This is a genomic window from Pseudarthrobacter sp. 10T415 (assembly GCF_056394175.1).
Genome location: NZ_JBFTHJ010000008.1, coordinates 114,449 through 139,756 on the forward strand (window position 1 = coordinate 114,449; position 25,308 = coordinate 139,756).

Sequence of the window (25,308 nt, forward strand, 5' to 3'; positions counted from 1 at the left end):
CGCCGTTACAGGTAAGACGCAGCGGGGCGGGAGATCGTCACGGTCTTGTTCGTGTGACGTGCATCACGTGCAGTGGGAGGTGGTCAGTACAGGAAAATGTTGATCCATTCGCGGTTGTGCGCATGGATCAGGACCAGGAACAGCACGAAGTCGAACAGCAGGTGGACGCTGACAATGTAGGACAGCGATTTGGTCACCGTGAACAGCCGGGCCTGCAGCAGGGCGAACGGGAAAATGAAGAACGGCGCCCAGGCATGGAAGCCGAGTTCCCACAGGAACGAGGTGAACAGCAAGGCCTGGAGCAGGTTGGCCTGCCAGTCCGGAAGGTGCCGGCGGAGCAGTGTGAAGGTGGTGCAGATGAAGAACAGTTCGTCCCAGATGCCCAGGACGTTGGTGCCCAGGAAGAGCCGGGCTATGCCGTCAGCGTCACTGACCGCGGGCCAGTTCTCGTAGACGCCGGTCCGGATCATGTACACGGGCATCAGGGCGTAGCCGATCACCAGGACCGCCGGCAGGTACCACTTTTCCGCCCGCGTCCACGGCTGCCCGGTCCGGATGGGGAACCGGATGGCGTGGTCCTTGGTAATGAAACGTGAGGCGGCGTAGGGGATGCCCACCGCCAGCACCATGGCGGTGCCCATGACGGCCATGTGTTCAGTGCTGATGTCCGTGGTGATGGGCACCAGGCTCATGGCGGTCAGTCCCACGGCGATCAGGGCCAGGTCGATCACCAGCTTCCGGCTGAGGAACCCCGCGAGGATAAGGGCGGCCGCCAGGAGGAGGAAGCCGGAGATCCGGTCTTCGCGGGCGAACAGGAGGAAACCAGCGGCCGACAGCATCACCGCCGGAACAACGGCCAGCCTGGCCCGAACGGGCGCCGGCCCAGCCTGCCCGGCTTCGGGGTCCGACGAGGGCATGCGCATGGAATTACCGCCAGCCTGCATCTTCCAAACCTTTGGGTCGCGGGTTTTGCCACGACTCTACTGGACGCCCTGCTTGCTGGTTTCCTGCTCTGCTGGATGCCTCCCCTAATGGACGCCTGGCGGCGGGAGGGGCCAAAAAGAAAAGCGGACGACGACGGGAGGGCCCGTCGTCGTCCGCTTCCGTGCGGTGCTGGTTGCCTAGGCGGTGGCCAGGGCGCCGCTGTTGCGCAGGCTCAGCGTGAAGGTGTTCGGGCCGCTGCAGGTCACGGCCACCTGGCAGGTGGTGGTGTTGTGGCGGGAGGAGAGATCGGTGATGGCGGCATCAAGGGTGTGGTGGAGGGCTGCCTTGTCCCAGATCTTCAGGGTTACGGAGTGAGTGGCATCGAACGTCATTATTCAACTTCCATTTCTTGCGGTGGGCGGCCTGGCTGAACAGGCCGGGTCCTCGTCGGTGAGGCAATCAGGTGGGAAAGCGCATTCCCGTTCTTCCATGGTGCATGCCGCTGCCGGAGATGGCAACCAATCGAGCCGCAATGTGAGCAATCACACCGGGCCCATGCGGCGGCAAGGGATTCACGGTTCTGTACTTTCTGGGGACCCCGGCGGGAAGCCGGGAAGCGGCCTGGTCGAGCTCTGAGGCGTCGGCGGCCGGGGGCGCACCGGTGCGCTTCATTGCTTCACCAAGTGGGTCGAGGGCCGGATATTCTCCAGCCCTGCCCTTCCATAGTGCACAGGGCTTCGGGGGCCGCCCAACCAGATGGCCGAATATTGCAGGTGAAACTCATCACACACCCGTGGCTGGGTGAGGAGGGTAGGCGGTCGGCGGGCTGGAGGGTGGTGGGCAGGAGGGCGGTAGCAACGGAAGGAGGTGGCGCGGCATTGAGCCGTTGGGTGGGGCCGCAGGGAAACCTCGGTGTGTTAGCCCGGACTATCCTTCCGGTGTCTCCGCCAGTCCATCCGGGCCGCCAGCAAGGCCGCTGTCGTCGCCTGATCCTTCTTCAACCGGGCCCTGCCCGGTGGCTGCGCCGGAATCCTGGGCAGGCTCCGCGATGACGGGCTCCGTGTGGCCGGGTTCCTCGCTGAAATCATCCGAGTACGGGGCCCGTGGGCGGGGGAGGTCATCGATCAGTTCGTTGGCAGCCAGCGCCAGCAGGTCGCGCTGGATGGACGGGAGTGAGAGGAGTCCCTGCAGGTACGCTTCCACCTCGTATTCGCCGGCATCTCCGGACAGGCTGAAGTATTTCAGCCACAGTTCGGACAGCGGGATGTCCGCCGCCTTCATCGCTGCGCGGAGGCGCCGCCGCTGTTCCGGTTCGTTCGGATCGAAGCCCATTGCGGCGTTCCTAGGCCCTGGGCGCCGGCGGCCCGGAAAGGACAGCCTCGCTCACCTGCTGGAGGGTGGCGCCGCGGTCCCTGGCTTCCTTGATGAGCTGCCGCAGGGCAGCCTCGTGGGGAACACCCTGCCGTTCCATCAGGACTCCGCAGGCGCGGTTCACCACGTCCCGGCTGTACAGCGACTGGCGCAGCCCCTCGGTCAGCTTGTGCGGAGCTTCGCTGGCCTGGATGTGCGCGATGAGGGTGGCCGCCGGTGCTGCGAAAAGCTCCAGGAGGCGTCCGCTGGAGCCGTCATAGGTATGCGGCCCTGCGGAGTAGAGCTTCAGCGAGCCGATGGCTTCCTTGCCGGCGATCAGGGGAGCGGTGACCACTGAGCGGACAGGCAGCTGCCGGACGGCCCGCCGCCATTCCGGCCAGCGGTGCTCGCCGTGGACGTCGCGGACCAGCACCGGCTGCTCCGTTGCCCAGGCAGTGAGGCACGGGCCTTCTCCGAGCTCGTACTGCACGGCGTCGGCCTGCTGGACAATGCTGTCCGTGTAGCCGCTGCTGGTACGCGTGCCGCGCGAATCCAGCAAGGAGACGCCGGCGCCGATGGTTCCCGGTACAGAGTCTTTGGCGGCCCGGGCCAGGGAGTGGACAGCTGCCACCACTTTCTCCTCGGTCAGCAACAGTCCGCGGATGCGGGCAATAAGCATGCTGAGCTCGTCAAGGGGAAGCTGCTGGGCCATGCCTCCCAGCATATGCCAATCGATTTGGCCGGTCAGGAAGTTCCCCGATTGGCTGCCGCAGTAGGATAGGCGCATGTCGAAACCGGCTGACAACAACGTTGTCCACGAACTCCAGGAAATCCTCACCGGCGCTGAGAGCGTGGTGGAGTTTCTCTCCGGGCTGTCCGGAATTGCCGCAGCTGCTGTCTCCGAGGCGGCCGGCGACCGGATCGAATGCGCCGTCACGCTGAAAGTCCAGCGGCGGCCCGCAACCGCGGCCGGCAGCAGCGAACGGGCCGTGGAGCTGGACCGGGTTGAGCAGGCCCTGGGCGACGGTCCCTGCATTGAGGCGATCCGCGAGATGACCCCGGTGCTGGTGGAAGACGTCGCCGCGGACCAGCGCTGGCCCACCTACAGCAAGGCGCTCCTGGATGCCGGCGTCCACAGCACGCTGGGCGTTCCGCTGGAGATCACCGAAGGCGCAAGCGCGGCCCTGAACTTCTTCGCTGACAAGCCGGATGCCTTTACGGAAGAGGTGTACGCGAAGGCCGTGGGCTTCGCGGCCTCGGCGCATAACACCTTCAATCTCTCCGTACGGCTCAACAGGGCCCAGAACCGTGCAGACGATCTTGAGGCTGCGCTGGAGAGCAGGACCGCCATCAACCTCGCCTGCGGCGTCATCATGGCGCAGAACCGCTGCTCCCAGGCCGAGGCCATGGAAATCCTCACCAGGGTGTCCAGCAACCGGAACCGCAAACTCCGCGATGTGGCAGCGGAGCTGATCCAGCAGCTCTCCGGAGACCGCATCCAGACCCACTTCGAGTAGGCGCCCACCCCGGCGTGGATTGCCGACGGCGTCAGGCGGCCTGCGCCGTCGTCGTCAGTCCCGCGTCGGTTCCGCCGTCCGTGCGGTGACTACCGCGGCTCCTCCGCCAAGGCCCGGCCCGCGGTCAGCCCGGACATCCCAGGACGTGCCCGCGCCAATCACCGTGTAGTCCCCGGCGTCCGCTGCGGCAAGGATGATGGCCGTGCCCTCGTCGATCGCCACGGCATGGTCTACCAGTCCGGCCGCCACGGCGCCGACGGCCCGGCTCAACGTGCCGGCCTGTGCGGCGTGGACGTCCACCGCGAATGGGGCAATCCCCAGCCCGGTGCGGAATTCCAGGTCCGCCAGGCCTTCGGAGCACTCCTCGCCGCAGACCTCGATCCCGTTGACGAGGTATCCACCAATCAGCGCCCGGCCGGGCGCCACCATCGCACCCGCGGAAAAGCCGAGGTAGGGAACGCCGTCTCCCACCAGTTGAGCGAGCGTGGGGGACGCTTTTTCGACGCCGCGCAGGTAAGCCGGCGTCAGACCGCCGCCCACCACCACGCCGTGCACTCCGGCGAACGCCGCGGGATCCGCGATGCCTCCGTTGCCGAGCAGTACGGGAACCACGTCACAGCCAATCCGTTCCTGCAGCGGACCGGCATACTCCGGCAGCCGGGTCATCGGGGCGCCGCCGCTGTCATGAACCACCACGGCAATGCGGGCCTGCCATCCCGGTCTTGCCCTCAGCTCCGCCTCGGCTGCAAACCTGTCAAACACTTCGGGGAACGAATCTGAGTCCGGCCCGGCACCCACCAGGAAAATGCTCATGCCCCTCAACATACAGAACCTTGACATGCCGTTTGCCGGGGGCTAGCGTACAACCAAATGGTTGTAGATCAGCTCCGCGAGACCGAACTGGACCGCCTCTTCCAGGCGTTCGCCGATTCCACCCGCCGCGACATCGTCCGCAGGGTGACCGTTGGCGAGTTCTCGGTTTCCGGCCTCGCAGCGCTCTACGCCATGAGCTTCGCCGCAGTCCAAAAGCATGTTGCGGTGTTGGAGCGTGCCTCCCTGGTGACCAAGGAGAAGCGCGGAAGGGAGCAGATTGTGCGGGGTAATCATGAAGGCCTGCAGAAAGCCCGCCGGCTGCTCGACGAATACGAACACATCTGGCGGCACCGCGCCGCCCGGATGGCCGACATTCTCGCTGAAGGTTAGGAAGGCATTGCCATGACAGTCATCAGTACGGACAAGAACTTCGAGGCCCTGAGCCTTACCCTGGTTGCCGAGTTCGAGGCCGGCGCGGAACGCGTGTGGCAGCTCTTCGAGGACCCGCGGCAACTGGAGCGCTGGTGGGGTCCGCCCACGTACCCGGCAACGTTCTACCAGCACGACTTTGTGCCAGGCGGCAAGGCCGGCTACTACATGACCAGCCCCGAGGGTGAAAAGTTCCACGGCTGGTGGGAGTTCACCAGCATCCAGGCGCCGCAGCAGCTGGAATTCAACGACGGCTTCGCGGACAGCGACGGCAATCCCACCGGGGAGCACGGAACCAGCCACGCCACAGTGACCCTGGAGCAGCTCGGGGACCGCACCCGGATGACCATGCTCTCCGCCTTCGAATCCGAAGAGCAGCTGGAACAGATGATGCAGATGGGCATGGAAGAAGGCCTCAAGGAGGCCGTCGGTCAGATGGACAGCATCCTCGCCGAGCACGCCAACGCCTGACGCGCCGGGCTGACTGCACCGCAAACACAAGAAGCGGACGACGCCGGAGCCTCCCGGCGTCGTCCGCTTCCGTGTGCCTGGGCTGCTGCCGGGCGCGGTTACGTCGCCGGGGCCTCCTGCCAGGCCGTCCAGCCGACCAGCCGGACAGTATCCAGCGCGGCAAGGTCGCCCTGCGAAGCATCCCGGCGCCGTTGCGCCTCGGCGGGCAGCCCCACCTCGGCCGCCGGGGAAAGCGGCAGGATCTCAAGGACGACGTCGGCACCGGGCCCGATTCCGGCGTCGGACACGTTAATAACCCAGGGGGAGCCGTCCCAGAACCTGTCGGCCACCACCGCCCCGTCCACCAGCAGCCGGGCCACATCCCCGGCCCAGTGGATTTCCAGCTCGGTGTGCCCTCCGGCCAGCGCCTGGCCGGGAAGAGGCAACCGGTAGGCCTCGGCCAGCTCAGTGATCACCGCAGGGTCCGGCGCCGCGGCCCGGTTGGCGGAGGAACCGTAGGTTGCGGGGGCAGGGCCTGCCGCCTTGACCAGCTCCGCGGCAACGTCCACGCTGGCTGCTGCCGGGACTGCGGGGAGTACCGGCAGTGTGGCTGCGGGTTCGAACGAGCGTGCCCCCGGGCGGTAGCGCAGTACTTCAGCAGTGGCCCGGGAACGGCCCTCCAGGTTGCCGCTGCCATCCAGCCACACCGGATCGCCGGAAAGGACCAGTTCGCGCCGGGCGGGGCTGCCCAGGACCCAGGCGGTGTCAACAACCTCTGCCGGGAGGACCAGGATGTCCAGCCGGGCGTCCCCGTGGCGAGCGGTGGCCACGACGGGTTCGTTGCCGTGGATCCGGTAGGAGCCCGCAGCGTCCGATCCTCCAGCGCCATGGACCTCTGTTCCGGCGGCGAAGCAGAGTTCCACGGGTATTCCGGGCTCGGCCGCGAGGACCAGGGTGGGCAACGAATCCGGGTCCTCGGCGGACGGCTCCAGGAACGTCAGCGGGGAGGCCGTGGCCCAGGCGATGGTCACGCCGGCCACCTCGAGGTTCACGGGCCAGTGCGCCACGGTGCCCGCCGGAATGTCCACCGGCTGCCCCGGAAAGGTGACCGGGCCGGCGTCGAGCGCTACCTCGAAGCGGGCGTCGTCATAGGTGGGCAGCGGAATGTGCGGCTGGTGCCACGTGATGAACACAAAGCCGGCGGTGCCGTCGCTCCGGAGCGCCCAGCGAAGGGTGGTGGTGTCCTCGATGCCGTGCGGCAGGGCCCCGGGGAGGGATGACGGCATCTGGGCCAGCCGGTCGCCGAAGGCTGCCAGGAAGGCGTGCTGCTTGCGCAGGGCAGCGAAGCTGGCGGCCAGCCGGCCGGACGCGCCGATGGGGGCGTGGAAGTCGTAGTCGAACCGGGGCAGGTCGTTCGGGTAGCCGGTGTCCTGGGATTCCTGGAGCCCGTCGGATGGGTTCATCCCGCCGGCGAACATGTAGTAGCCCTGCCAGGCCGAGCCGTTGCCGATCTTGTTGTGCGCCACGGCGGCCACGTCCAGCCCCTGCGGCCAGGGGCGGCGCTGGTAAGCCGTGGCCATGCCACCGGCCAGCTCGCACGTGGCCGGCGGAAAGAGGGCGGACGGCGTACGGGGTGCAGGTGCCGCTGCGCCAGTCCCGCTGCCCGCGCTGCCTGCATCCCCGGCGCCGTTACCCACGAACTCGCGGATGTCCGCGCCGATGCCCGGATCGTCCCACATATGGCTGAAGAAGTAGTGCTCCCTGAACGTGGGATCCCAGGGGGCGTCCGCATCCACCCAGAACCCGTCGCCGTAGCCGCCGAACAGGGGGAGGACCTCCCCGGCCGGCAGGTCGGCGCCGCCCCAGGCCGTGGCGGTCCAGATGGGTGCGGTCAGGCCGGCGTTCCTGGCCAGTTTCTTGAGCTCCACGAAGTGGCCGGGCTGGTCGTACAGCTCGTTTTCCAGCTGGATGCCCATCACGTTGGTGTCCGGCCCGGTCAGCTGGTGGAGTTCTTCCCCGAGGTGCCCGAACCAGCCCTTCACCAGTTCCAGGTAGGCGGGATCGTTGGTGCGGTGCTGCACCGGAGCCTCCTGCACCCAGTCCGGAAAGCCGCCGTTGCGGACCTCGCCGTGGCACCAGGGACCGATGCGCAGCACCACGTCCAGGCCGATCTCCGCGCACAGGCGGACGAACGCACCCACGTCCAGGCCGCCGTCGAACCTTACCTTGCCCTCGGTCTGTTCATGGTGGATCCAGAATGCGTAGGTGGCCACCACCGTGATGCCGCCGGCCTTCATCAGCCGCAGACGCTCCTCCCACCGCGCCCGCGGCACCCTGCTGTAGTGCAGCTCGCCGGACACGGGAAGGACTGGCTGCCCGTCCGCCTCCAGGTAGCGGTTGGTGACGCGGTAGCGGCGGTGCCGGTCAAGGGTGTTGCTCATGGCCGGCAACGTCAGGGGAGTTTCCCATGGCGTGTGGGCGGCGCGCAGGACGGACGGGGAACCGCTGGAGGGTGATGGCATGGGAGGAAGTATTGCACACTCGGGAAACGTTTTCTTGGGGCGGTTGCTGCTGGGCGTTGAACCCGGCGGGATGCTTCGAAATACTGGGAGGACGGCATCAAGCAAGGCAAGGCGGTGACACGGATGGGCGGCGGCGCATCGGAATACCGGAAACGGCTGGAGCGCGCAGCCGAGGTCCGTTCGTACCGCGGGGCGGGCATCAGTTCGGAGGAAGAAGCCGCCCTGGACGCGATTGACGCCAGTGAGCGGGAGAAGCGCCGCAAAGTCAGCGACTCAGCCCGGGCCGAGTATCTGGTCCGGGACGCGATGGCGCAGGGAAAATTCGACGACCTCAAATACGCCGGCAAGCCGATCCCCGGGCTGGGCGAATCCTACGATCCCGACTGGTGGGTCAAGGGCCTGCTGCAGCGCGAGAACATCAGCGGTCTGGGACCGCCGGCCATCCTGCTCCGGGCGGAGGATGCCGGGCTGGACGCCGAGTTGGATGCGCAGTACACCGAACAGCAGGTCCGTGACCTCCTAACTGATTTCAACCGCCGCGTCATTGATGCGCGCCGCCAGCTCCAGGGCGGGCCTCCGGTGGTCACGCAGACCCGAGACGTGGAAGAACAGGTGGAGCGGTGGCGGGCCAGGCGTGCCGCACGGACGCCTGAGGTGGTGGAGGAGCCCACGCCGGAGCGCTCCTGGTGGCAGCGGCTCTGGAAGGGGCCGGGCTAGGCCGCCGGGTTCGTCAGTTGGTACAGCTCGCAGAGGGCGTTGTAGTACCTGCTGGTCTGCCCCTGGTGGAGCAGGCCGATCCTGGTGCACACACTTTGCGACGCCGCGTTGGCGGGGTTGGTTACCGCCACCACTTTGGGCAGGCCGCCTGCGAACGCGTAGCGGAGGACCGCCGCCGCGGCCTCGGTGGCGTAGCCCTTTCCCCAGTGGTCCGGGTGGAGGTGCCAGCCGATCTCCGTGTCGCCCGAGGGCTGCAGGGGGAGTTCAGCGCCCGACGCCGGAATGGATTTGAGGAGCAGCGTCCCGGCGAGTGCGGGCCGGGCGTGTCCGGGGATCTTTGGCTGCGCAGGGTTTGTTTGCTGCGCGGGGTTCGATGGTTGGGCTGCGCCTTTCAGCTGCACGGCCCAGACGGCGTGGACCGGATGGTCCATGGCCCGCCACACCCGGATGCGGTCCTCGGCCTCACCGCGGTGCGCCATCACGCGGGGCGGGTTTCCGATGAAGCGCTGTACCTCCCAGCGGGAGTACAGATCCAGCACAAAGTCAGCATCCTCGGGCTCCCAGGGCCGGAGGATCAGCCGCTCTGTTTCAAGGTTCTCCACGCCGTTCATTGTGCCCGTGATCGCCCCGGAAGCAATGCTTTTCGACGTAGGGCTTGTGGGCGGCAGGTTCAGGCAGCCTGCCTGCGTTCCTACCGCTTGGGCGCGGGGGTGGGTGCCGGAACCGGACCGATCATCGACTGGGGAGGCCCCGGGAATGCCGCAGCCGGATACAGCGGGACGGCCTTCAGCATGAAGTACGCCCACTGCGGGCCGGCGATCATGTACCCATCGAGGCGGGGATAGAACGTTCCGTTGATGGTGACGTTCTGGCCTGCACGTTTCTGCCCCTCAAGTGCGTCCCCGAAGAAGGATGCTGTGGCCAGTCCGCTGGTGTACCCAACAATCCAGGTGGCGCCGTTGTTGTTCGAGGTGCCGGTCTTGGCGGCCGTTGGCCACTTGTCGTGAACCTTCGGCTGGATCCAGAAGCCCGAACCCCTCACCAGCACGTCCTGGAGGACGCTGTTGACGCCGCGTGCCACCTCCGGCTTCACGGCATCCCTGCACTCGGTTGTTTGGGCGGGAAGCTTTCCACCCGTGGCGTCCTTGATGTCCAGCAGGGCGATGGGGTTGCAGTAGCGGCCGTCGTTGGCGAAGGTGGCGAAGGCGTTGGCAAGGTGGAGGGGTGCCACGCCGGTGGCTCCGAGCAGATTGCCCAGCTGGTGCATGTTGATGGGTGTCCCGTCCAGGCCGCTGTGCAGGCCCACTGCGTCAACCATCTTTTGAATGCCGCAGAAATCCAGCTGCGCCGCTGACGCGAAGGTGGCCGTATTGATCGAGTTGTAGAGGCCGTAGTTGATGGGCATCTTCCGGTAGAAGCCCTCCTCCGAATTCTGCAGGTCATCCGCCGCACCCAGCTCGGGGTTGTTTTGCGCTGTGCTGTAGGCGCCCAGCACCTTGCCGCAGCTGGAGCGCCACGGGAAACCAAGCGGATAAACCCGCCGTGAAGCATCAATTTCGGTGGTCAGGGACTTGCCCTCGTTGAGCCACTCGGCGAAGGTGAACGGCTTCATGGTGGAACCGGTCTGGAAGCCGCCTGCCCCGTTCAGGTCGTTCCCCTGCGGATCGCGGGCATCCACGTTGAAGTTCAGCTGCGTGTCGAACTTGCCCGGTTCGGGCAGGAACACGGTGTTCTGCGCCATGGCCAGGATCTTGCCCGTTCCCGGTTGCACCGTGACCAGGGCTGCACCCCACTTGTCCGGATTGGCGCCCGCTGTGCTGTCCACCTGGGCCTGCGCCGCCGCCTGCAGCCTGCTGTCCAAAGTGGTGACGATCGTCAGTCCGCCGCGGTAGAGCTTGCGCTCGCGCTCCACTTCGTTGGGCCCGAAGGCGGGGTTGTTGAGGATGAGGTGGGAGATGTAGTCGCAGAAGTAGGGGGCCATGGCGGCGTTGGCGCAGCCCTGACGTTCAGGGGTGATCTTGAGTTCCACCGGCGTGGCTTTTGCTTCGTCATGCTGCGCCTGCGTGATCCTCTTGAGGCGAAGCATCTCGTCAAGGACCTGGTTGCGGCGGGCCAGCGAGTTCTCGGGGTTGATGGCCGGGTTGTAGAAGGTGGGACTGTTGACCAGGCCGGCCAGGAGGGCGGCCTGCGGCAGCGTGAGGTCTTTTGCGGTGGTGCCGAAGAAGTAACGTGCCGCCGCCTCGACGCCATACGCATCGCTGTTGAAGAAGACGATGTTCAGGTACCCCTCAAGGATCTGGTCCTTGCTGTACTTCTTTTCCAGGGCGATGGCCAGCCGCATCTCCCGCAACTTGTCGCCCATGTCCTTCTGGCCGCTCAGGACCACTTCGTCCGGCCGGTCCTGGGACAGCCGCGCCTCATTGACCACGTTGGTGACGTACTGCTGCGTGATGGTGGACGCGCCCTGCTGGTCCCCTTTCGTCACGTTAGCGATCACCGCCCGGAGGATGCCCTGGGGGTCGATTCCCGCGTGCTCGTAGAACCTGCTGTCCTCAATGGAGATGATGGCGTCCTTGATATACGGCGACATCTGGTCCAGTGGAATCCGCACGCGGTTCTCGGCGTAGAACGTGGCGATCGGCTGGCCGTCGGAGGTGAGGACCCTGGTGGATTGCGACGGCGGCTGGACCGTCAGCTCTTTGGGCAGGCCCTCGAAGAATCCGATCGAATTGCTGACTCCGATCCCGGCTGCCGCAACTGCCGGGACAACCAGGCTGGCCACCAGCACGCCACACATGGCACTGGCTGCGAGGAACCCCAGGAATCGTCCCAGGGCGGCGCCGAAACCGCTTCTGCGCTTCTTCTTCTTCGCCATCTATCAGCCCTCAAGCTTGGAGGTGCGTCCAGCCTACGCCGCTGGGATGGGCTGATCCAGAACTTCGAAGGTCAGGATACGGTCACAAAAAATCCTTGACCGGCGATACTTAACGACATATCGTTAAGTATCGCCGAAGAGATCGGCGTAAATAAGAAGATTGAAAGGCGGATGCCATCATGAGAGGCATTTCTGACGAAAAATTCCCTGGCCCAGAGTTCGCAAGGGGCCGGTTTGAACGGGGCAGGGGACGCCGGGGACCGCATGGTCACCGCGGCGGCGGCGGCGGGTTCGGCCCAGGTTTTGGTCCCGGGTTCGGCCCTGGTTTTGGTCCAGGCTTTGGCCCGGGTTTCGGTCCGGGATTCGGGCGTGGAGGGCGGCGGGCAAGCCGTGGTGACGTTCGCGCCGCCATACTCTCGCTCCTGGCGGAGTCACCGTCGAATGGTTACGGGCTGATCAAGACCATCGCCGAAAAGACCGAAGGAGCCTGGCGACCAAGCCCGGGCTCCATCTACCCCACGCTCCAGCAACTGGTGGACGAAGGGCTGATCGAGGCCATGAGTGAAGGCCGCGGCACCGAGTTCTCGCTCACCGAATCCGGCCGGGAGTACGTGGCCGGGCACGCGGAGGAGATGGACAGTGCATGGAACGCGGTCCCGGAAGGATCGGACCGCGAGTTCCACCACAGCATCGGCAAACTGATGGGCGTTATCCACCAGTTCCGGGGCGGTGTCACTGAGGAGCAGCGGACCGCCGCCATCGAGAAGCTGGACGAAACCCGGCGCGCGCTCTACAAAATCCTGGCGGACTAGTGGCGGGGCTGCCGGAGTACGGGCGGCCGTCAGGCGAAAGTATCTTCCTTTGCCTGACGGTCCGGGCCCTGGGTGCCTGAAACCTCGCGGTTTGAACCCTCGGCGGCCTGGCGGTCTGCGGAGTGCCCGCCGGCCGGAATGTGGCCGAATACCGCCCGCAGCGGGTTGAAGCCGGCGCCCACCTCGTTGAACGCGTAGGCGCTCTCGGCGTGCTCGGACAGGTCCACGCCAGCCGTTTCGGCTTCGTGGCTGACCCGGAAGCCGATGGTCTTGTTGATGGCGCGGCCGATCACCAGGGTGCCAAGCCCTGAGACCAACAGCGTGATGACTACCGCAGCCGTCTGGGCAATGAGCTGCTGCACGCCGCCGCCGTAGAAAAGACCCCCGGCCTGGCCGGCTGACGGCAGGGCAATGAACCCGAGCGCCAGGGTGCCGATGAGTCCGGCGCCGAGGTGGACACCCACCACGTCCAGGGAGTCATCGAGCCCGAAGCGGTACTTGAGGTCAACGAAGACGGCGCATGCAGCACCTGCCACCAGGCCCAGGCCGATTGCGGCCACCGGGCTGATGTTGGCGCAGGAAGGTGTGATAGCAACGAGGCCGGCCACCACGCCGGAGGCGGCCCCCAGGGAAGTGGGGTGGCCGTGGCGCATCTTCTCGGTCACCAGCCAGCTGAGCATTGCTGCGGCAGGTGTAACCAGGGTGTTGATCCAGATAAGGCCTGCCTGTTCGGCGCTGGTCGCCGCGCCACCGTTGAATCCGAACCAGCCGAACCACAGCAGGGCCGCACCCAGCATGATGAAAGGGAGGTTGTGGGGGCGGTGGTTGGGGTCTTTCGCGAAGCCGTGGCGCTGGCCCACGATGACGGCGAGCACCAGCGCGGCTGTGCCGGAGCTGATTTCCACCACGGCGCCACCAGCGAAGTCGATGACTTGGCCGAAAATGGCCGTCACTGCACCGCCGGCGCTCATCAGTCCGCCGCCCCAGATCATGTAGGCGAGGGGGCAGTAGATCAGGGTGATCCAAACCGGCACGAACACGGCCCAGGCGCTGAACTTGGCACGGTCTGCAATAGCGCCGCTGATCAGAGCCACGGTGATGATGGCGAAGGTTGCGCTGTAGCCGGCCTTGATCAGGTCCGGGGAGCCCATCAGGTTCTGCAGCCCGAAATTGGTGAACGGGTTGCCGAAGATGCCCAGGAAGCCGTCACCGGTGGTCATTGAGTAGCCCCACAGGACCCAGACAACTCCGACGATGCCTGCGGAGATGAAGCTCATCATGATCATGTTCAGCGCGGCCTTGGCACGGGTCATGCCGCCGTAGAAGAGACCGAGCCCGGGGGTCATCAGCAGTACCATCGCTGCCGAGATAAGCAGCCAGACGTGTTGGGCAGAGATCTCCACCGGTGGTCCCTTCGCATGAGATTCAAGGGGGTGATGTGCCACCCCGGCTTTTCCCCCGGGGTCTATTTTTCGTCGCCCATGTTTCATCCGATGCTGTGGAAAGTTGCCGTTACGTTACACAAAACGTGCCTGCGTGAAGTTCGCGTGTCAGCAATGTTTCAGGCATGTAAACGCGCTCCCACCGATACGGCCCCGCCCGTCGTCGTCCGGCCTGCGCGGGCCCGCAACCAAAGGTGCGCAAGGGAATACCAGGGTGAGCTCCCGCCGTCGTGCCCCCGATCGGTCAAGGTTTCCCGCCCGTGAACGGCGACTCACCGCCGTCGGACGCTTCTGCGTGCCGTAGCGTGGCACCATGCCACCGCGGACGAAACTGGGAATGGGCATGGCTGCGTTCACCGTTGGCCCTGCTCCCGGCGTCGAGCTGAGCTGCTATGACTCCGGTGGCGACGGGCCTGCCGTGGTGCTGCTGCACGGTTTGGCGGGGACAGCCCGCGAATTCTTTCCGACGGCGGCCGCGCTCCCCGAGTACCGTGCCGTCCTGGTTGATCTCCGGGGCCATGGGGGCAGCACCCGGGTCCCTCCCGGCGTCGCGCGGTCGGATTATGTTTCGGACGTTGTCAGAATCATCGAGCACGTTGGTGCGCCGGTGGTTTTGGTTGGCCAATCAATGGGAGCGCATACGGCCATGCTCGTCGCGGCGGAGCGCCCCGACCTGGTGGGCGGCCTGGTTCTCCTGGAGTGCGGCGCGGCCGGCGGAGACTTCGACGGTCATGAGGCCATTGGGGAGTACTTCAGGTCCTGGCCGACGCCGTTCAGCAGCCGGGTGGCGGCGCGCAGCTTCCTGGGTGATGGTCCGTTGGCCCGGGCATGGGCCGAAGACCTCGAGGAACGGGCGGACGGTTTCTGGCCGAGGTTCGATCCGGATGTCATGGCGGAAGCGGCGGCCGGGTTGGCCGCGCCGCGCTGGAAGGAATGGCATGCGGTCCAGGCGCCGGCGTTGGTGGTCTATGGCGGCCGGGGGATGTTCACCGCAGACGCCAAGGACGCGTTCGTTCAGCAAGGTCATCGGGTTTCGCGGGTTGACCTGCCTGAAGCGTCGCATGACGCCCATCTGGACGCTTTCGACGACTGGGTGGGCGCCCTCCGCGGTTTCCTGGAAAGTGAAGGGCATGGACAGCGACCGGACCGCCCCTAGAACTGGCGGGCGTTGGCCAAGACGGGCAGTTTGGTGCGGACGTCCTCAATGACGGCGGGATCGACGTCCACGACGGCGAGTTCCGGCTTTCCGCCCAGCGCAACCAGGGCGCTGCCCAGCGGAGAGATGACGGCGCTGTGGCCGATTCCGGTGGGGGCACTGCCGGCGGGCCCGGCACCGATGGTTTCGGGGTCGCCCTGTCCGCAGGCCACCACGAAGGTGGTGCTGTCCAGGGCCCTGGCGCGCACCAGGAGGTCCCACTGCTCTGCTTTACCCTCGCCGGCACCCCAGGACGCGCAGACGATGTTGACCTGCGCCCCGGCGCGGGCATTGGCCGTAAAGAGGGCCGGGAAACGGACGTCGTAGCAAGTGGCCAGGCCGAAGACCGTCCCGTTGAGCTCAAACGTCACCGGGCTCTGGCCGGCGTCCACCGTCTTGGACTCGGTGAAACCGAAGGCATCAAACAGGTGCACCTTGTCGTATGAAGTATCGAGGCCGGGCCCGGTAACCAGGAGGGTGTTGCGGACGCGGCCGTCCTTACCCGGCGTGAACATCCCGGCGACGATCGCAATGTCCAGTTCGTTGGCGATGGTGCGGACCTTGTCCGCCCACGGGCCGTCCAGCGGCTCTGCGATTTCGGTCAGCGAATGGCCGAAGGCACGCATGGCGGCTTCGGGGAAGACCACCAGCTCCGCGCCAGCAGCCTTGGCCTGCGTGGCGTACTCCCGGATGAGCTCCAGGTTGGCTGTCGTATCGGCGCTGCTGATGATTTGGGCGACTGCGAGGCGCATGGATGAACTCCGATCTGTTGTATCCATCATGCACGCCCATACCCGGGGCTACTGCTTGTAGCCCTCCACCTCGCTGACGGGACGGGTCTCGGCTTCATCGGGATTCTCGCCGGAGTCTTTTTTCGCCCGGCGCTGCCGCAGCAGGTCCCAGCACTGGTCCAGGCTGATCTCCACCTGGCGGAGCCTGGCGTGGTCCGGCGTCTGGCCGTCCCCGGGCCCCTCCCGAAGTGAATGCTCCTCGTCCACGAGGGCCTGGATACGCGTCAGGATGTCTTCGTCGTTCATGCTTTCCCCTTCGTCCGGACCGGTCTCCTCAGCGTACGTAGTCTGTGCTGATGCCACCAGCCCCCGGGCGGTACCATCAAGGTCATGCCCGATGTGCTCGATATGGCAGGACCAATCCTGGAAATGCTGACGTGGATGTGCCTGCCCGTTGGCTTGCTGCTGCTCTTTTATGTGGGCTTCCAGCGACGCTTCGTGCACCCCTGGGACGTGGCCGAGGCCGTGGTGTACTCGGACCAAACCGGCGTGGGCTTCAGGTGGCTGGACCGTAAACACCTGGTGCACAATGCCCCCATGTCGCCCCATGACATCAGGGACCTGGCGGTGGGCGATACCCTGCCCATTTACTACCATCCCAAGCGCCCCACGCAATGGCAGATCACTCCGCCCGAGGAAGCCGCGAAAACAGCCTCAGTGCTGGGTCGTGTCCTGACGGCCATTGGCTCCGTGGCGCTGCTGGCAGGCTTCGTCCTGCCCATGTTCTAGCCGGCGGCTTCCCGGGCGTCACCCGGCGAGCACCACACCGATCCCCAGGACTCCCAGGGCAATACCGGTGAAAGCCGTCCAGAGCACCGCGGTGATGTCAGCGTCCACGTGTTCCTGGGAGACGCCGTGCGACTTGGCGCCGTACCGCCTGCGCTGCGTGAGGTAAATGGCCAGGGCAGCCCCGGCAGAGACCCCGAACAGCAGCAGGATGGGAAGCCCGTGGTGCGGCAGCCAACGCAGGAATAGTGCGCTCGCCGTCACCAGTGCCAGCATGGTCCGGCCCCAGGCCAGCGAGGTGCGCTCCGGCTGCAGGCCCGGATCACCGTGGGTATCTCCCGTTGGAAGGTACGGCGCCACAGGAGTCAGCGCCAGAGCACAAAAACGAGGACGACGGCGGCCGCCACCGCGCCTGCCCCGGCCAGCAGGGGCACAATAAGCGGCAGGGGGAGGGGCGCCTTGTGCCGCATGCTGCGTTCCACGCGGAGCCACCTCAGCGCGGCCCCGGCACTGAGCAGCATGCCCAGCAGGAGCAGCACGATGGCCAAGCCCTTGCGGACGGGTTCCAGGAACAGGTCCGAGGTGAACGCCTCGATGGCGATGCCGCCAGCCAGCAGGGCCAAGGAAGTCCGGATCCAGGCGAGGAACGTCCGTTCGTTGGCCAGGGTGAACCTGGGGTCCGGTTCCTCGCCGCCGGGCAGCAGCCGTTCGGCGATCTTGCCGCGCGGCGGCGGTGCCTCGTCTCGCGGTGCGTGCTGGCTGTTGGTCACGGTGCCAGTTTAGCGGCGCGGTAGTCCGCGCCCCCGGCACGGGCCGTTGCCTACGCGGATCTCCGCAGCGCCGCCCGTGAGGCGAGGTGTTCGCCGATGGGCAGGGCCGCCGTCGCTGCCGGGGACGGGGCGTTCAGGACGTGGATCATCCTGTCGGTCTCGGCGAGCAGGAAATCGTGAATGAGGGTGCCGTCCCGGCGTACCGCCTGGGCCCTGATTCCTGCCTCGTACGGCAGCAGGTCTGCCTTGGCCAGCCCGGGCGCGTACTTCCGGCATTCCTGCAGGTAGCTGCCTTTGAACAGGGAATTGCGGACCTCCCGGACGGCAGTCAGTGCGTTGGCGCGGGCCACGTGCCATAAGCCGGGGAACTTCGCGTAGCGGGCCACATCACGGAAGTCCACCGAGAATTTGGGGTATCCCTCCCGGGCCATTCCCAGCACAGCGTTGGGGCCAACGGTGATGGTGCCCTGCACGGTGGGGGTGAGGTGGACGCCGAGGAACGGCAGCGCAGGATCCGGGACGGGGTAAATGAGATGGCTGACGTAGCCGGACTTCTCGGCCGGAAGCTCGAAGTACTCTCCGCGGAAGGGGATGATCTGGACGTCGATATCCACCCCGGCGGCCTCTGCGAGCCGGTCCGACTGCAGCCCTGCGCAGGCCACAAGCTGCCGGCAAGAGTAGACCCCGTCCTCAGTGCGGACGTCCACACGGTCCGTGTGTTCGGAAACAGCGGTGACGCGGGCCTTGGTGATCACCTGCCCGCCTGCCTTTTCCACCAGGTGCGCGAGCTTCCGCGCCACTGCGGGGTAGTCCACGATGCCGGTGCTGGGAATGAACAGGGCGCCGAGCCCGGTGACATTCGGCTCGCGCCGGAGGAGTTCCTGCCGGTCCAGCCGTTCACAGTCCAGTTCGTGGACCGCCGCCCGGTCCTCGAGCTGCGCCAGCCGCTCCAGCTCCAGCGGGGTGGTGGCCACCAGCAGCTTTCCGGGCTCGCGGTACGGGATGCCGTGCTCCTGGCAGAACTCCTTGGTCTGCTGGGCGCCGGCTTTGCTGAACCTGGCCTTCAGGCTGCCGGGGGCGTAGTAGATTCCCGAATGGATGACGCCGCTGTTGTGCCCGGTCTGATGCGCAGCGAGGGTATCCGCCGCTTCCAGCAGGACGAGGGACGCATCAGGTTCCCTGCGCAGCAGCTGGTACGCGGTGGCAAGGCCAACGATGCCGCCTCCGATAATGCAGTAGTCCACGTGCTCCACAGGGAAAATTCTGCCCCATGACGGCGGTGGCCGCATGTACCGGCGCCTGGCGGGTTATGCCGGGTCAGCCGGCGCTTCGCGGGGCAAACATGATCACTGCCACCCCCAGCAGGCAGATGACCGAGCCGGCCACGTCCCACCGGTCGGGCCGGAAACCGTCGAAAATCATTCCCCAGGCAAGGGAGCCGGCAACGAACACCCCGCCGTAGGCCGCCAGGATCCGGCCGAAGTGGGCGTCCGGCTGGAGGGTGGCCACAAAGCCGTAGGCGCCCAGGGCAATCACACCAAGTCCCGCCCACCACCAGTCCTTGCCTTCCCGGACTGCCTGCCACACCAGCCAGGCGCCGCCGATTTCTGCCACAGCGGCCAGCACGAACAGCACGATGGTCTTGAGGACGCTGACAGTTTCTTCCGGGATAACCACCCGGCCATCATGCCAGCCGGGAATGCCGGCAACGGGGAATGCCACCGGGCAGCCGGAGGTTGGGGCAGGTATGGAGCGCATAGGATTCCTTTCATTCGGCCACTGGGGACCCGGCCAGGGTTCCCGCACCAAGACCGCGGGCGAGGCGCTGGTGCAGGGCATCGAATTAGCCGTAGCCGCCGAGGAACTCGGTGTGGACGGTGCCTTCTTCCGGGTCCACCACTTCGCCCGCCAGCAGGCCTCGCCGTTTCCGCTCCTTGCGGCCATCGCAGCACGCACCCGCCGGATCGAAATCGGTACCGGTGTCATTGACATGCGTTACGAGAACCCGCTCTATATGGCGGAGGAAGCGGCAGCCACTGACCTGATCAGTGGCGGCAGGCTCCAGCTCGGCATCAGCCGCGGCTCACCCGAGCCGGCCCGGCAGGGTGCGTCGGCTTTCGGCTACGTGCCCCGGGACGGCGAAACCGACGCCGACATGGCACGCCGCCACACCGAGCTGTTCCGCAAAGCGATCACCGGGGCTGGAGTAGCTGAAGCCGACCCCCGGTATGCCGGTGGTGCCACGGGCCTCCTGCCCGTGCAGCCGCAGTCGCCCGGACTGGCGGAGCGGATCTGGTGGGGAGCCGGCACCCGCAAGACGGCCGTCTGGGCGGCGGAGCTCGGCATGAACCTGATGAGCTCCACCCTGCTCACCGAGGACACCGGCGTGCCCTTCCACGAACTCCAGGCGGAACAGATCCAGCTGTTCCGGGATACCTGGCAGGCAGCCGGCCACTCCCACCAGCCAAGGATCTCGGTCAGCCGCAGCGTGCTGCCCATCGTGGACGACGAGGACCGCCGCTACTTTGCCGGCAGCGCCCTCCGCGACGGCCGGGACCAGGTGGGCACCATTGACGGGCTCACGGCGCGGTTCGGAAAAAGCTATGTGGGCGAGCCCGACCGGCTCGCGGAGGAACTGGCGGCGGACACCGCTGTCCAAGCGGCTGACACCCTGCTGCTGACCGTCCCCAACCAGCTAGGCGTGGATTTCAACGCCAAGCTCCTTGGCCACATTGCGCAGTTCGTGGCCCCGTCCCTGGGATGGAGCCGGTAGGACGCTGGGAACCTTTGACGAGACCGAACCGTTACTCTTAAAGTGCGGTGTGGGGGCTTCGCGCCCCAACTACACTGTGACTGCTGAACGGTCATATGACGGAGAGAGAGAAATATGGCTCGCGCCGCCTTAGGCTTTAACGCATGATCCGGCTACGACAGCTGGCCCAAGCGGCTTCGGTACTCACCACCCCTTTAACGCCAGAGGACGTCCTCTCGCTTTTCAACCCTGTCTACTCAGCCCGGCAGCTCAGGGGCGTCGTCACCAAGGTGGTCCAGGAGACCGCGCAGTCGGCGACCATCTTCTTCCGTCCCGGCCGCGGCTGGAAGGCGCACCTTGCCGGGCAGTGGGCCCGCATCGGCGTCGAACTCGACGGGGTCCGCCACTGGCGCTCCTACTCACTCAGCGCCCCCGCCGGCAAGGACCCGGCCATCACGGTCACTGACGTCGGTGCCGTATCCGGCACCCTGGTGCGTTCCACCAAGCCCGGCGATGTCCTGTTCCTGGCCCCGCCGCAGGGTGACTTCGTGCTGCCGGAGCATCCCCGCCCCCTTCTCATGGTCACCGCGGGCAGCGGCATCACACCGGTGATGTCCATGATCCGTACCCTGGTGCCGCGGCGTCCGGATGCCGACGTCGTACTGGTCCACTCGGCCCGTACCCCCGGGGACAGCCTGTTCCGTGAGGAACTGGCGGAGCTCGCGGACCAGTTCCCCAACTTCCGGCTGGCGCATTGGTACACCGGCGAGCAGGGCCGGATGGACTTCTCCAGCACCAAGGAGCTGGACGAGATCTGCCCCGACTGGAAGGAACGGGCAGCCTACGCCTGCGGCCCGGACAGCTTCCTGGATGACGCCGAGGCGCTGTGGAAGCGCGCCGCCCTCACCACCGCCGCGCCCGGCACCGACGTCGCGGTGGCCGGCGATGCCGGCAACCTGATGATCGAACGCTTCAACACCACCTTCAACGCCGGGGTGGGGCACGACGGCGGCCTGGTCACCTTTGAAGCCTCGGACCGGGAAGTGGAGGCCGACGGCGACACCCCCATCCTCGACATCGGCGAGGACGCCGGGGTACTGATGCCCAGCGGCTGCCGCATGGGTATCTGCCACAGCTGCCTCACCCCGCTCCTGGCCGGCCAGGTCCGCGACCTCCGCACCGGCGAAATTCACGGCGATCCCGGCCAACTGATCCAAACGTGTGTCTCGGCAGCTGCCGGGCCCGTCAACCTCGAACTCTGAGGAGCAGAATAATGTCTGTCATTTCACCCGCTAAGGCCGCCTCCACCGAAGGAGCGAACGCCGGCACGTCAAGGACGCGCCCCGGCAAGCTTGCCGATTCCGGCAGCCCCACAGTACGGCCGCCTGCTGCCGCCCACCTGACGGACGAGCAGGTGGCGGAGCTGGGCCGCGAGCTCGACGCCATCCGTGACGAGGTCCTCGCCAAGCGCGGCGCCGAAGACGCCGCCTACATCCGCCGGGTGATCAAGGTCCAGCGCGGCCTTGAAATCTCCGGCCGCGCCGCACTGCTGGTTGGCAAGAACAAGGCTGCCTGGGTCACCGGTACCACCCTGCTGAGCCTGGCCAAGATCCTGGAAAACATGGAAATCGGGCACAACGTGCTGCACGGCCAGTGGGACTGGATGCGGGACCCGGATATCCACTCCACCACCTGGGAGTGGGACTTTGTCACCCCCTCGCGCTCGTGGCAGCACACCCACAACGACCTGCACCACCGCTGGACCAACGTGGTGGGCAAGGACAACGACGTCGGATACAACCTCCTGCGGATGGACGAACAGCAGCCGTGGAAGCCGATGAACCTTGGCAACCCGCTGTACAACGCCATCCTGGCACCCCTCTTCGAGTGGGGCATCGCCATCTACGACCTCGAACTGACCGAGTTCAAGGAAGGCAAGAAGTCCAAGGAAGCGCTGCTTAAGGACCTCAAGGCCCTGGGCAAGAAGGTGGTCACGCAGTTCACCAAGGACTACGCCGCGACTCCCGCTGTCGCCATGCTGACCGGTTCCGGAAAGCAGGCGCTCTACGGAACGCTGACCGCCAATGCCGTGCGCAACGTCTGGGCCCACGCAGTGATCTTCTGCGGCCACTTCCCTGAAGGCACGGACACCTTCACGGAGGAGATGGCGGAAGGCGAAACCCGCGGCGACTGGTACATCCGCCAGATGATCGGCTCCGCCAACATCTCCGGATCGAAGTTCATGCACATCATGACCGGTAACCTCTCGCACCAGATCGAGCACCACCTCTTCCCGGACCTGCCCTCCAACCGGTACGCCGAGGTTGCGCCCAAGGTCCGTGAGATCTGCCAGCGCTACGGCCTGAAGTACACCACCGGCCCGCTGCTGAAGCAGGTCGGCTCCACCTGGGGCAAGATCTTCAAGCTGGCGCTGCCGGGCAAGACCGCCAAGGCCTGACCACAGCACCGCCGCCGGCTCTAGGCCCGCCTGCCGGGTGACAGGACCATGTCATCCAGCTTCGGCAGGGCGTGCCTGAGCCGGTGGCCCGCCTGGTCCAGCACATCCTGGGCCGAGGACAGGCTGCCGTCCTCCACCAGCACGATGGCGGTGCCCTGCAGCCGGTGGCCGCTCCAGCGCAGCTGCAGGCGCTGCACCCCAAGAACCCCCGGAGTGCCTTCCAGCGCCTCGGCGGCACGGGACACCAGATCGGGTTCAATGCCGTCCATGAGCCGGCGGCCGATACTGCGGACGGTTCCCCACAGCAGCACCATGATCGCCACGGATATCAGCAGGCCCACGATGGGGTCCGCCAGCGGGAAGCCCAGCATGACGCCAAGGGCACCCAGCACCACAGCCAGGGACGTGAAGCCGTCCGTCCTGGCATGGACGCCGTCGGCCACCAACGCGGCGGACCCGATTCTGCGGCCTACCCGGATGCGGTACATGGCCACGGCCTCGTTTCCGGCGAAGCCGATCAGCCCGGCCGCCATCACCCAGCCCAGGTTCTGCAGCGGCTGCGGATGGATCAGCCGGTCCACGGACTGCCAGCCGGCCACCACGGCCGAGAGGGCCACTACCCCCACGATGAAGAGCCCGGCCAGGTCCTCTGCCCGCCCGAAACCGAACGTGTAGCGGCGGGAAGCCGCCTTCCGGCCCAGGATGAAAGCGATCCACAGCGGCACCGCCGTCAGGGCATCGGAAAAGTTGTGGATGGTGTCCGCGAGCAGTGCCACGGAACTGCTGAACAGCACCACCATGAACTGCAGCACGGTAGTGCCCAGCAGTACGAACAGGCTGATTTTCAGGGCGCGGATCCCCTCGGTGCTGGCCTCCATCGCGTCGTCGATCGAATCCGCGGAGTCGTGCGTGTGGGGGACGAACAGCTCCATCAGCCAGCCCTTGAATCCGCTGCGGTGATGGTGGCCGTGGTCATGGCTGTGCCCGTGACTGTGGTCGCCGTCGTTGTGGCCGTGCCCGTGGTGGGTGTGCTGGGCCGCCTGCCGGCCGGGCCCGTTCATAAGGCGTGCCCCTCTCCGCCTTTGCCGGGTAGTCGGTGGTGGGCCGGCTCGCCACCCAATGCGTGCTCCGCCTGGAAGATGGCGTCGGCCACGAGCTGGCGGGCATGCTCGTTCTCCAGCCGGTACAGCACCCGGGTCCCGTCCTGGCGGGTAGAGACCATACGGGCCAGCCGCATTTTTGCCAGATGCTGCGAGACGGCCGCTGGGGACTTGCCCACCACGTCTGCCAATGCACCCACGGCCATTTCGCCGTCGCGCAGCGCCAGGATGATCCGTACCCGCGTGGCGTCGGCCAGCATGGAAAAGACCTCCACGGCCAGCTCCACGTATTGGCTGTCCGTGCCCAGCAAGCATCTATTCGTATCTGCATTCATGCGCATATAGTGTCATATGAAGTCCCTGCCCCGCACTATGGTGCCGGGGCGCCGCCGTCGCATAATGGATCGCACAGCGCGGCCTTTGGAGGAAAGATGAAATTTGTGGGAGCCCTCATCGTCATCTGGCTGATCATCGGCGGCGTGGCCGCCTGGCAGCGGGGCTACTTCGGCGGAGCCCCGGGGTCCTGCGCAGAAGCAGGCACCGTCGCCGTTACCATCGTTGCGGGGCCGCTGAACTACATGGGCGTCAACCCGCAGATCACCTGTGAGCTGCCGCAGCCGTCCCAGTAGGCGAACAGGGCCGCCCCGCGGCTGCGTGAGAACGGCCGGAGCGGTCCTAGAGTAGGGACTGCGCAGGTATTGGCATGCCGCCTGCCTGCTCCGATCAGTCTCGAAAGGAATTCGCCGCGATGGCTTTCATTACCGTTGGAACTGAAAACAGCACCGACATCGAGCTCTACTACGAGGACCACGGCTCCGGCCAGCCGGTGGTGCTGATCCACGGCTACCCATTGGACGGTGCCTCCTGGGAACGGCAGGCCACCGCCCTCCTGGCTGCCGGCTACCGCGTGATCACCTACGACCGGCGCGGCTTCGGGAAGTCCAGCAAGACCACCGAAGGCTACGACTACGACACGTTCGCGGCGGACCTCAATACCCTGCTGACCACGCTGGACCTCAGCAACACCGTCCTCGTGGGGTTCTCCATGGGCACGGGCGAGGTGGCACGCTACCTGGGCAGCTACGGGTCGGAGCGCGTTGCCAAGGCCGCCTTCCTCGGGTCCCTGGAACCCTTCCTGCTCAAGACCGATGACAACCCCGGCGGTGTTCCGCAGGAGGTTTTCGACGGGCTGAAGGAAGCCGTCACCGCGGACCGGTATGCGTTCTTCACCGAGTTCTTCAAGAACTTCTACAACTCGGACACGTTCCTGGGCACACCCCGCCTCAGCCAGGAGGCCGTCACCGCCAGCTGGAACGTGGCCGCAGGCTCCGGTGCCACCGCGTCCGTGGCCGCGCAGGCCACCTGGATCACGGACTTCCGCCAAGACATCCCCAAGATCGACGTTCCTGCGCTGATCGTGCACGGCACCGCGGACAACATCCTGCCCATCGACTCCACCGGGCGGCTGTTCGCCAAGGCACTGCCTGAGGCCGAGTACGTGGAAATCGAGGGGGCGCCGCATGGCCTGCTCCTGACCCACGCCGCCGAGGTCAACGAAGCCCTGCTCGGCTTCCTGGCCAAGCGGGGCTGACTGGCCAAGCTGGGTTAAAAACATCCGGCGACGGCGGGAAACCGCCGTCGCCGGATGTCTGAGCCGGATGTCTG

General features: G+C 66.4%; 29 protein-coding genes. 12 read left to right on the top strand and 17 right to left on the bottom strand.

The features are described from left to right. Window positions 1-83 precede the first annotated feature (83 nt). The 4 genes from AC1DBN_RS12480 to AC1DBN_RS12495 form a co-directional block, all read right to left on the bottom strand. On the bottom strand, window positions 84-944 hold the full coding sequence (locus AC1DBN_RS12480; RefSeq protein WP_477723328.1) for a CPBP family intramembrane glutamic endopeptidase: 861 nt from the start codon (window positions 942-944) through the stop codon (window positions 84-86). 177 nt (window positions 945-1,121) lie between these two features. Then, window positions 1,122-1,316, bottom strand: a complete 195-nt coding sequence (locus AC1DBN_RS12485; RefSeq protein WP_091723135.1) for a hypothetical protein — start codon at window positions 1,314-1,316, stop codon at window positions 1,122-1,124. Between the two features lie 535 nt (window positions 1,317-1,851). After that, entirely contained in the window at window positions 1,852-2,256 is a 405-nt protein-coding gene (locus tag AC1DBN_RS12490; protein ID WP_231994357.1) for a hypothetical protein, read from the bottom strand. Between the two features lie 10 nt (window positions 2,257-2,266). Next, window positions 2,267-2,986: a GAF and ANTAR domain-containing protein gene (locus tag AC1DBN_RS12495; protein ID WP_477723329.1), complete on the bottom strand. Its 720-nt coding sequence runs from the start codon at window positions 2,984-2,986 to the stop codon at window positions 2,267-2,269. A gap of 73 nt (window positions 2,987-3,059) precedes the next feature. Between AC1DBN_RS12495 and AC1DBN_RS12500 the strand changes: the two genes are divergently transcribed. Then, complete coding sequence (locus AC1DBN_RS12500; RefSeq protein WP_477723330.1) at window positions 3,060-3,791, top strand: ANTAR domain-containing protein; 732 nt, start codon at window positions 3,060-3,062, stop codon at window positions 3,789-3,791. A gap of 54 nt (window positions 3,792-3,845) precedes the next feature. Here AC1DBN_RS12500 and AC1DBN_RS12505 read toward each other — a convergent pair whose 3' ends face one another. Further along, window positions 3,846-4,604, bottom strand: coding sequence for a type 1 glutamine amidotransferase family protein (locus AC1DBN_RS12505; protein WP_477723331.1), 759 nt, complete (start codon window positions 4,602-4,604; stop codon window positions 3,846-3,848). Between the two features lie 57 nt (window positions 4,605-4,661). Between AC1DBN_RS12505 and AC1DBN_RS12510 the strand changes: the two genes are divergently transcribed. Together AC1DBN_RS12510 and AC1DBN_RS12515 are read left to right on the top strand one after the other, a co-directional pair. Continuing rightward, a complete protein-coding gene (locus AC1DBN_RS12510; protein WP_477723332.1) occupies window positions 4,662-4,994 on the top strand; it encodes an ArsR/SmtB family transcription factor in 333 nt (110 codons plus the stop codon). A gap of 12 nt (window positions 4,995-5,006) precedes the next feature. Then, window positions 5,007-5,504, top strand: a complete 498-nt coding sequence (locus AC1DBN_RS12515) for an SRPBCC family protein (protein ID WP_314215052.1) — start codon at window positions 5,007-5,009, stop codon at window positions 5,502-5,504. A gap of 98 nt (window positions 5,505-5,602) precedes the next feature. Here the strand turns inward: AC1DBN_RS12515 and AC1DBN_RS12520 are convergent, their stop codons facing one another. Continuing rightward, the gene (locus AC1DBN_RS12520; protein ID WP_477723333.1) at window positions 5,603-8,005 is read right to left on the bottom strand and encodes a beta-galactosidase; all 2,403 of its coding nucleotides are present in this window, start codon (window positions 8,003-8,005) and stop codon (window positions 5,603-5,605) included. A 123-nt stretch (window positions 8,006-8,128) separates the two neighbouring features. Here AC1DBN_RS12520 and AC1DBN_RS12525 point away from each other — a divergent pair, with 123 nt between their 5' ends. Further along, complete coding sequence (locus tag AC1DBN_RS12525; RefSeq protein WP_477723371.1) at window positions 8,129-8,722, top strand: DnaJ family domain-containing protein; 594 nt, start codon at window positions 8,129-8,131, stop codon at window positions 8,720-8,722. On the opposite strand, the gene AC1DBN_RS12530 is transcribed toward AC1DBN_RS12525, so the two are convergent. Both AC1DBN_RS12530 and AC1DBN_RS12535 read right to left on the bottom strand, forming a co-directional pair. After that, window positions 8,719-9,333: a GNAT family N-acetyltransferase gene (locus AC1DBN_RS12530; RefSeq protein ID WP_477723334.1), complete on the bottom strand. Its 615-nt coding sequence runs from the start codon at window positions 9,331-9,333 to the stop codon at window positions 8,719-8,721. The genes AC1DBN_RS12525 and AC1DBN_RS12530 overlap by 4 nt on opposite strands. 80 nt (window positions 9,334-9,413) lie before the next feature. Further along, window positions 9,414-11,597: a transglycosylase domain-containing protein gene (locus AC1DBN_RS12535; protein ID WP_091723124.1), complete on the bottom strand. Its 2,184-nt coding sequence runs from the start codon at window positions 11,595-11,597 to the stop codon at window positions 9,414-9,416. Window positions 11,598-11,776: 179 nt separating this feature from the next. Here AC1DBN_RS12535 and AC1DBN_RS12540 point away from each other — a divergent pair, with 179 nt between their 5' ends. Continuing rightward, window positions 11,777-12,409 carry a PadR family transcriptional regulator gene (locus tag AC1DBN_RS12540; RefSeq protein ID WP_091723122.1) on the top strand — a complete coding sequence of 211 codons (633 nt, stop codon included), beginning with the start codon at window positions 11,777-11,779 and terminating at the stop codon, window positions 12,407-12,409. Between the two features lie 29 nt (window positions 12,410-12,438). On the opposite strand, the gene AC1DBN_RS12545 is transcribed toward AC1DBN_RS12540, so the two are convergent. Then, a complete protein-coding gene (locus AC1DBN_RS12545) occupies window positions 12,439-13,812 on the bottom strand; it encodes an ammonium transporter (RefSeq protein WP_091723121.1) in 1,374 nt (457 codons plus the stop codon). A gap of 352 nt (window positions 13,813-14,164) precedes the next feature. On the opposite strand from AC1DBN_RS12545, the gene AC1DBN_RS12550 reads away from it, so the two are divergent. Next, window positions 14,165-15,007: an alpha/beta fold hydrolase gene (locus AC1DBN_RS12550; protein ID WP_477723335.1), complete on the top strand. Its 843-nt coding sequence runs from the start codon at window positions 14,165-14,167 to the stop codon at window positions 15,005-15,007. Here the strand turns inward: AC1DBN_RS12550 and AC1DBN_RS12555 are convergent. Further along, on the bottom strand, window positions 15,004-15,798 hold the full coding sequence (locus AC1DBN_RS12555) for a carbon-nitrogen hydrolase family protein (RefSeq protein ID WP_091723119.1): 795 nt from the start codon (window positions 15,796-15,798) through the stop codon (window positions 15,004-15,006). The genes AC1DBN_RS12550 and AC1DBN_RS12555 overlap by 4 nt on opposite strands. Window positions 15,799-15,846: 48 nt before the next feature. After that, window positions 15,847-16,083 (bottom strand): DUF2630 family protein, encoded by a 237-nt coding sequence (locus AC1DBN_RS12560; protein ID WP_091724165.1) that lies wholly within the window; start codon window positions 16,081-16,083, stop codon window positions 15,847-15,849. 84 nt (window positions 16,084-16,167) lie between these two features. On the opposite strand from AC1DBN_RS12560, the gene AC1DBN_RS12565 reads away from it, so the two are divergent. Then, window positions 16,168-16,566 carry a hypothetical protein gene (locus tag AC1DBN_RS12565; RefSeq protein WP_477723336.1) on the top strand — a complete coding sequence of 133 codons (399 nt, stop codon included), beginning with the start codon at window positions 16,168-16,170 and terminating at the stop codon, window positions 16,564-16,566. Window positions 16,567-16,584: 18 nt separating this feature from the next. Here the strand turns inward: AC1DBN_RS12565 and AC1DBN_RS12570 are convergent, their stop codons facing one another. From AC1DBN_RS12570 to AC1DBN_RS12585, 4 genes are all read right to left on the bottom strand, one after another. Next, the gene (locus tag AC1DBN_RS12570; RefSeq protein WP_091723116.1) at window positions 16,585-16,923 is read right to left on the bottom strand and encodes a DUF202 domain-containing protein; all 339 of its coding nucleotides are present in this window, start codon (window positions 16,921-16,923) and stop codon (window positions 16,585-16,587) included. A gap of 5 nt (window positions 16,924-16,928) precedes the next feature. Continuing rightward, window positions 16,929-17,333: a YidH family protein gene (locus AC1DBN_RS12575; RefSeq protein ID WP_314215064.1), complete on the bottom strand. Its 405-nt coding sequence runs from the start codon at window positions 17,331-17,333 to the stop codon at window positions 16,929-16,931. 50 nt (window positions 17,334-17,383) lie between these two features. Next, on the bottom strand, window positions 17,384-18,586 hold the full coding sequence (gene lhgO, locus AC1DBN_RS12580; RefSeq protein WP_477723337.1) for an L-2-hydroxyglutarate oxidase: 1,203 nt from the start codon (window positions 18,584-18,586) through the stop codon (window positions 17,384-17,386). Window positions 18,587-18,650: 64 nt separating this feature from the next. Next, a complete protein-coding gene (locus tag AC1DBN_RS12585) occupies window positions 18,651-19,010 on the bottom strand; it encodes a YnfA family protein (protein ID WP_091724157.1) in 360 nt (119 codons plus the stop codon). Between the two features lie 70 nt (window positions 19,011-19,080). Here AC1DBN_RS12585 and AC1DBN_RS12590 point away from each other — a divergent pair, with 70 nt between their 5' ends. The 3 genes from AC1DBN_RS12590 to AC1DBN_RS12600 all read left to right on the top strand — a co-directional run bounded on the left by AC1DBN_RS12590 (window position 19,081) and on the right by AC1DBN_RS12600 (window position 22,543). After that, on the top strand, window positions 19,081-20,106 hold the full coding sequence (locus AC1DBN_RS12590; RefSeq protein WP_477723338.1) for an LLM class flavin-dependent oxidoreductase: 1,026 nt from the start codon (window positions 19,081-19,083) through the stop codon (window positions 20,104-20,106). 143 nt (window positions 20,107-20,249) lie between these two features. Continuing rightward, the gene (locus AC1DBN_RS12595; RefSeq protein ID WP_091723109.1) at window positions 20,250-21,347 is read left to right on the top strand and encodes a ferredoxin reductase; all 1,098 of its coding nucleotides are present in this window, start codon (window positions 20,250-20,252) and stop codon (window positions 21,345-21,347) included. A gap of 11 nt (window positions 21,348-21,358) precedes the next feature. Next, on the top strand, window positions 21,359-22,543 hold the full coding sequence (locus AC1DBN_RS12600; RefSeq protein ID WP_091723108.1) for a fatty acid desaturase family protein: 1,185 nt from the start codon (window positions 21,359-21,361) through the stop codon (window positions 22,541-22,543). Window positions 22,544-22,563: 20 nt separating this feature from the next. On the opposite strand, the gene AC1DBN_RS12605 is transcribed toward AC1DBN_RS12600, so the two are convergent. Continuing rightward, window positions 22,564-23,604, bottom strand: coding sequence for a cation diffusion facilitator family transporter (locus AC1DBN_RS12605; protein ID WP_477723339.1), 1,041 nt, complete (start codon window positions 23,602-23,604; stop codon window positions 22,564-22,566). Continuing rightward, window positions 23,601-23,978 (bottom strand): ArsR/SmtB family transcription factor, encoded by a 378-nt coding sequence (locus tag AC1DBN_RS12610; protein ID WP_477723340.1) that lies wholly within the window; start codon window positions 23,976-23,978, stop codon window positions 23,601-23,603. The genes AC1DBN_RS12605 and AC1DBN_RS12610 overlap by 4 nt, the downstream gene beginning before the upstream one ends. Before the next feature lie 96 nt (window positions 23,979-24,074). Here AC1DBN_RS12610 and AC1DBN_RS12615 point away from each other — a divergent pair, with 96 nt between their 5' ends. Next, a complete protein-coding gene (locus AC1DBN_RS12615) occupies window positions 24,075-24,272 on the top strand; it encodes a hypothetical protein (protein WP_015938384.1) in 198 nt (65 codons plus the stop codon). A 119-nt stretch (window positions 24,273-24,391) separates the two neighbouring features. Continuing rightward, the gene (locus AC1DBN_RS12620) at window positions 24,392-25,234 is read left to right on the top strand and encodes an alpha/beta fold hydrolase (protein WP_477723341.1); all 843 of its coding nucleotides are present in this window, start codon (window positions 24,392-24,394) and stop codon (window positions 25,232-25,234) included. The last annotated feature ends 74 nt before the right edge of the window (window positions 25,235-25,308 follow it).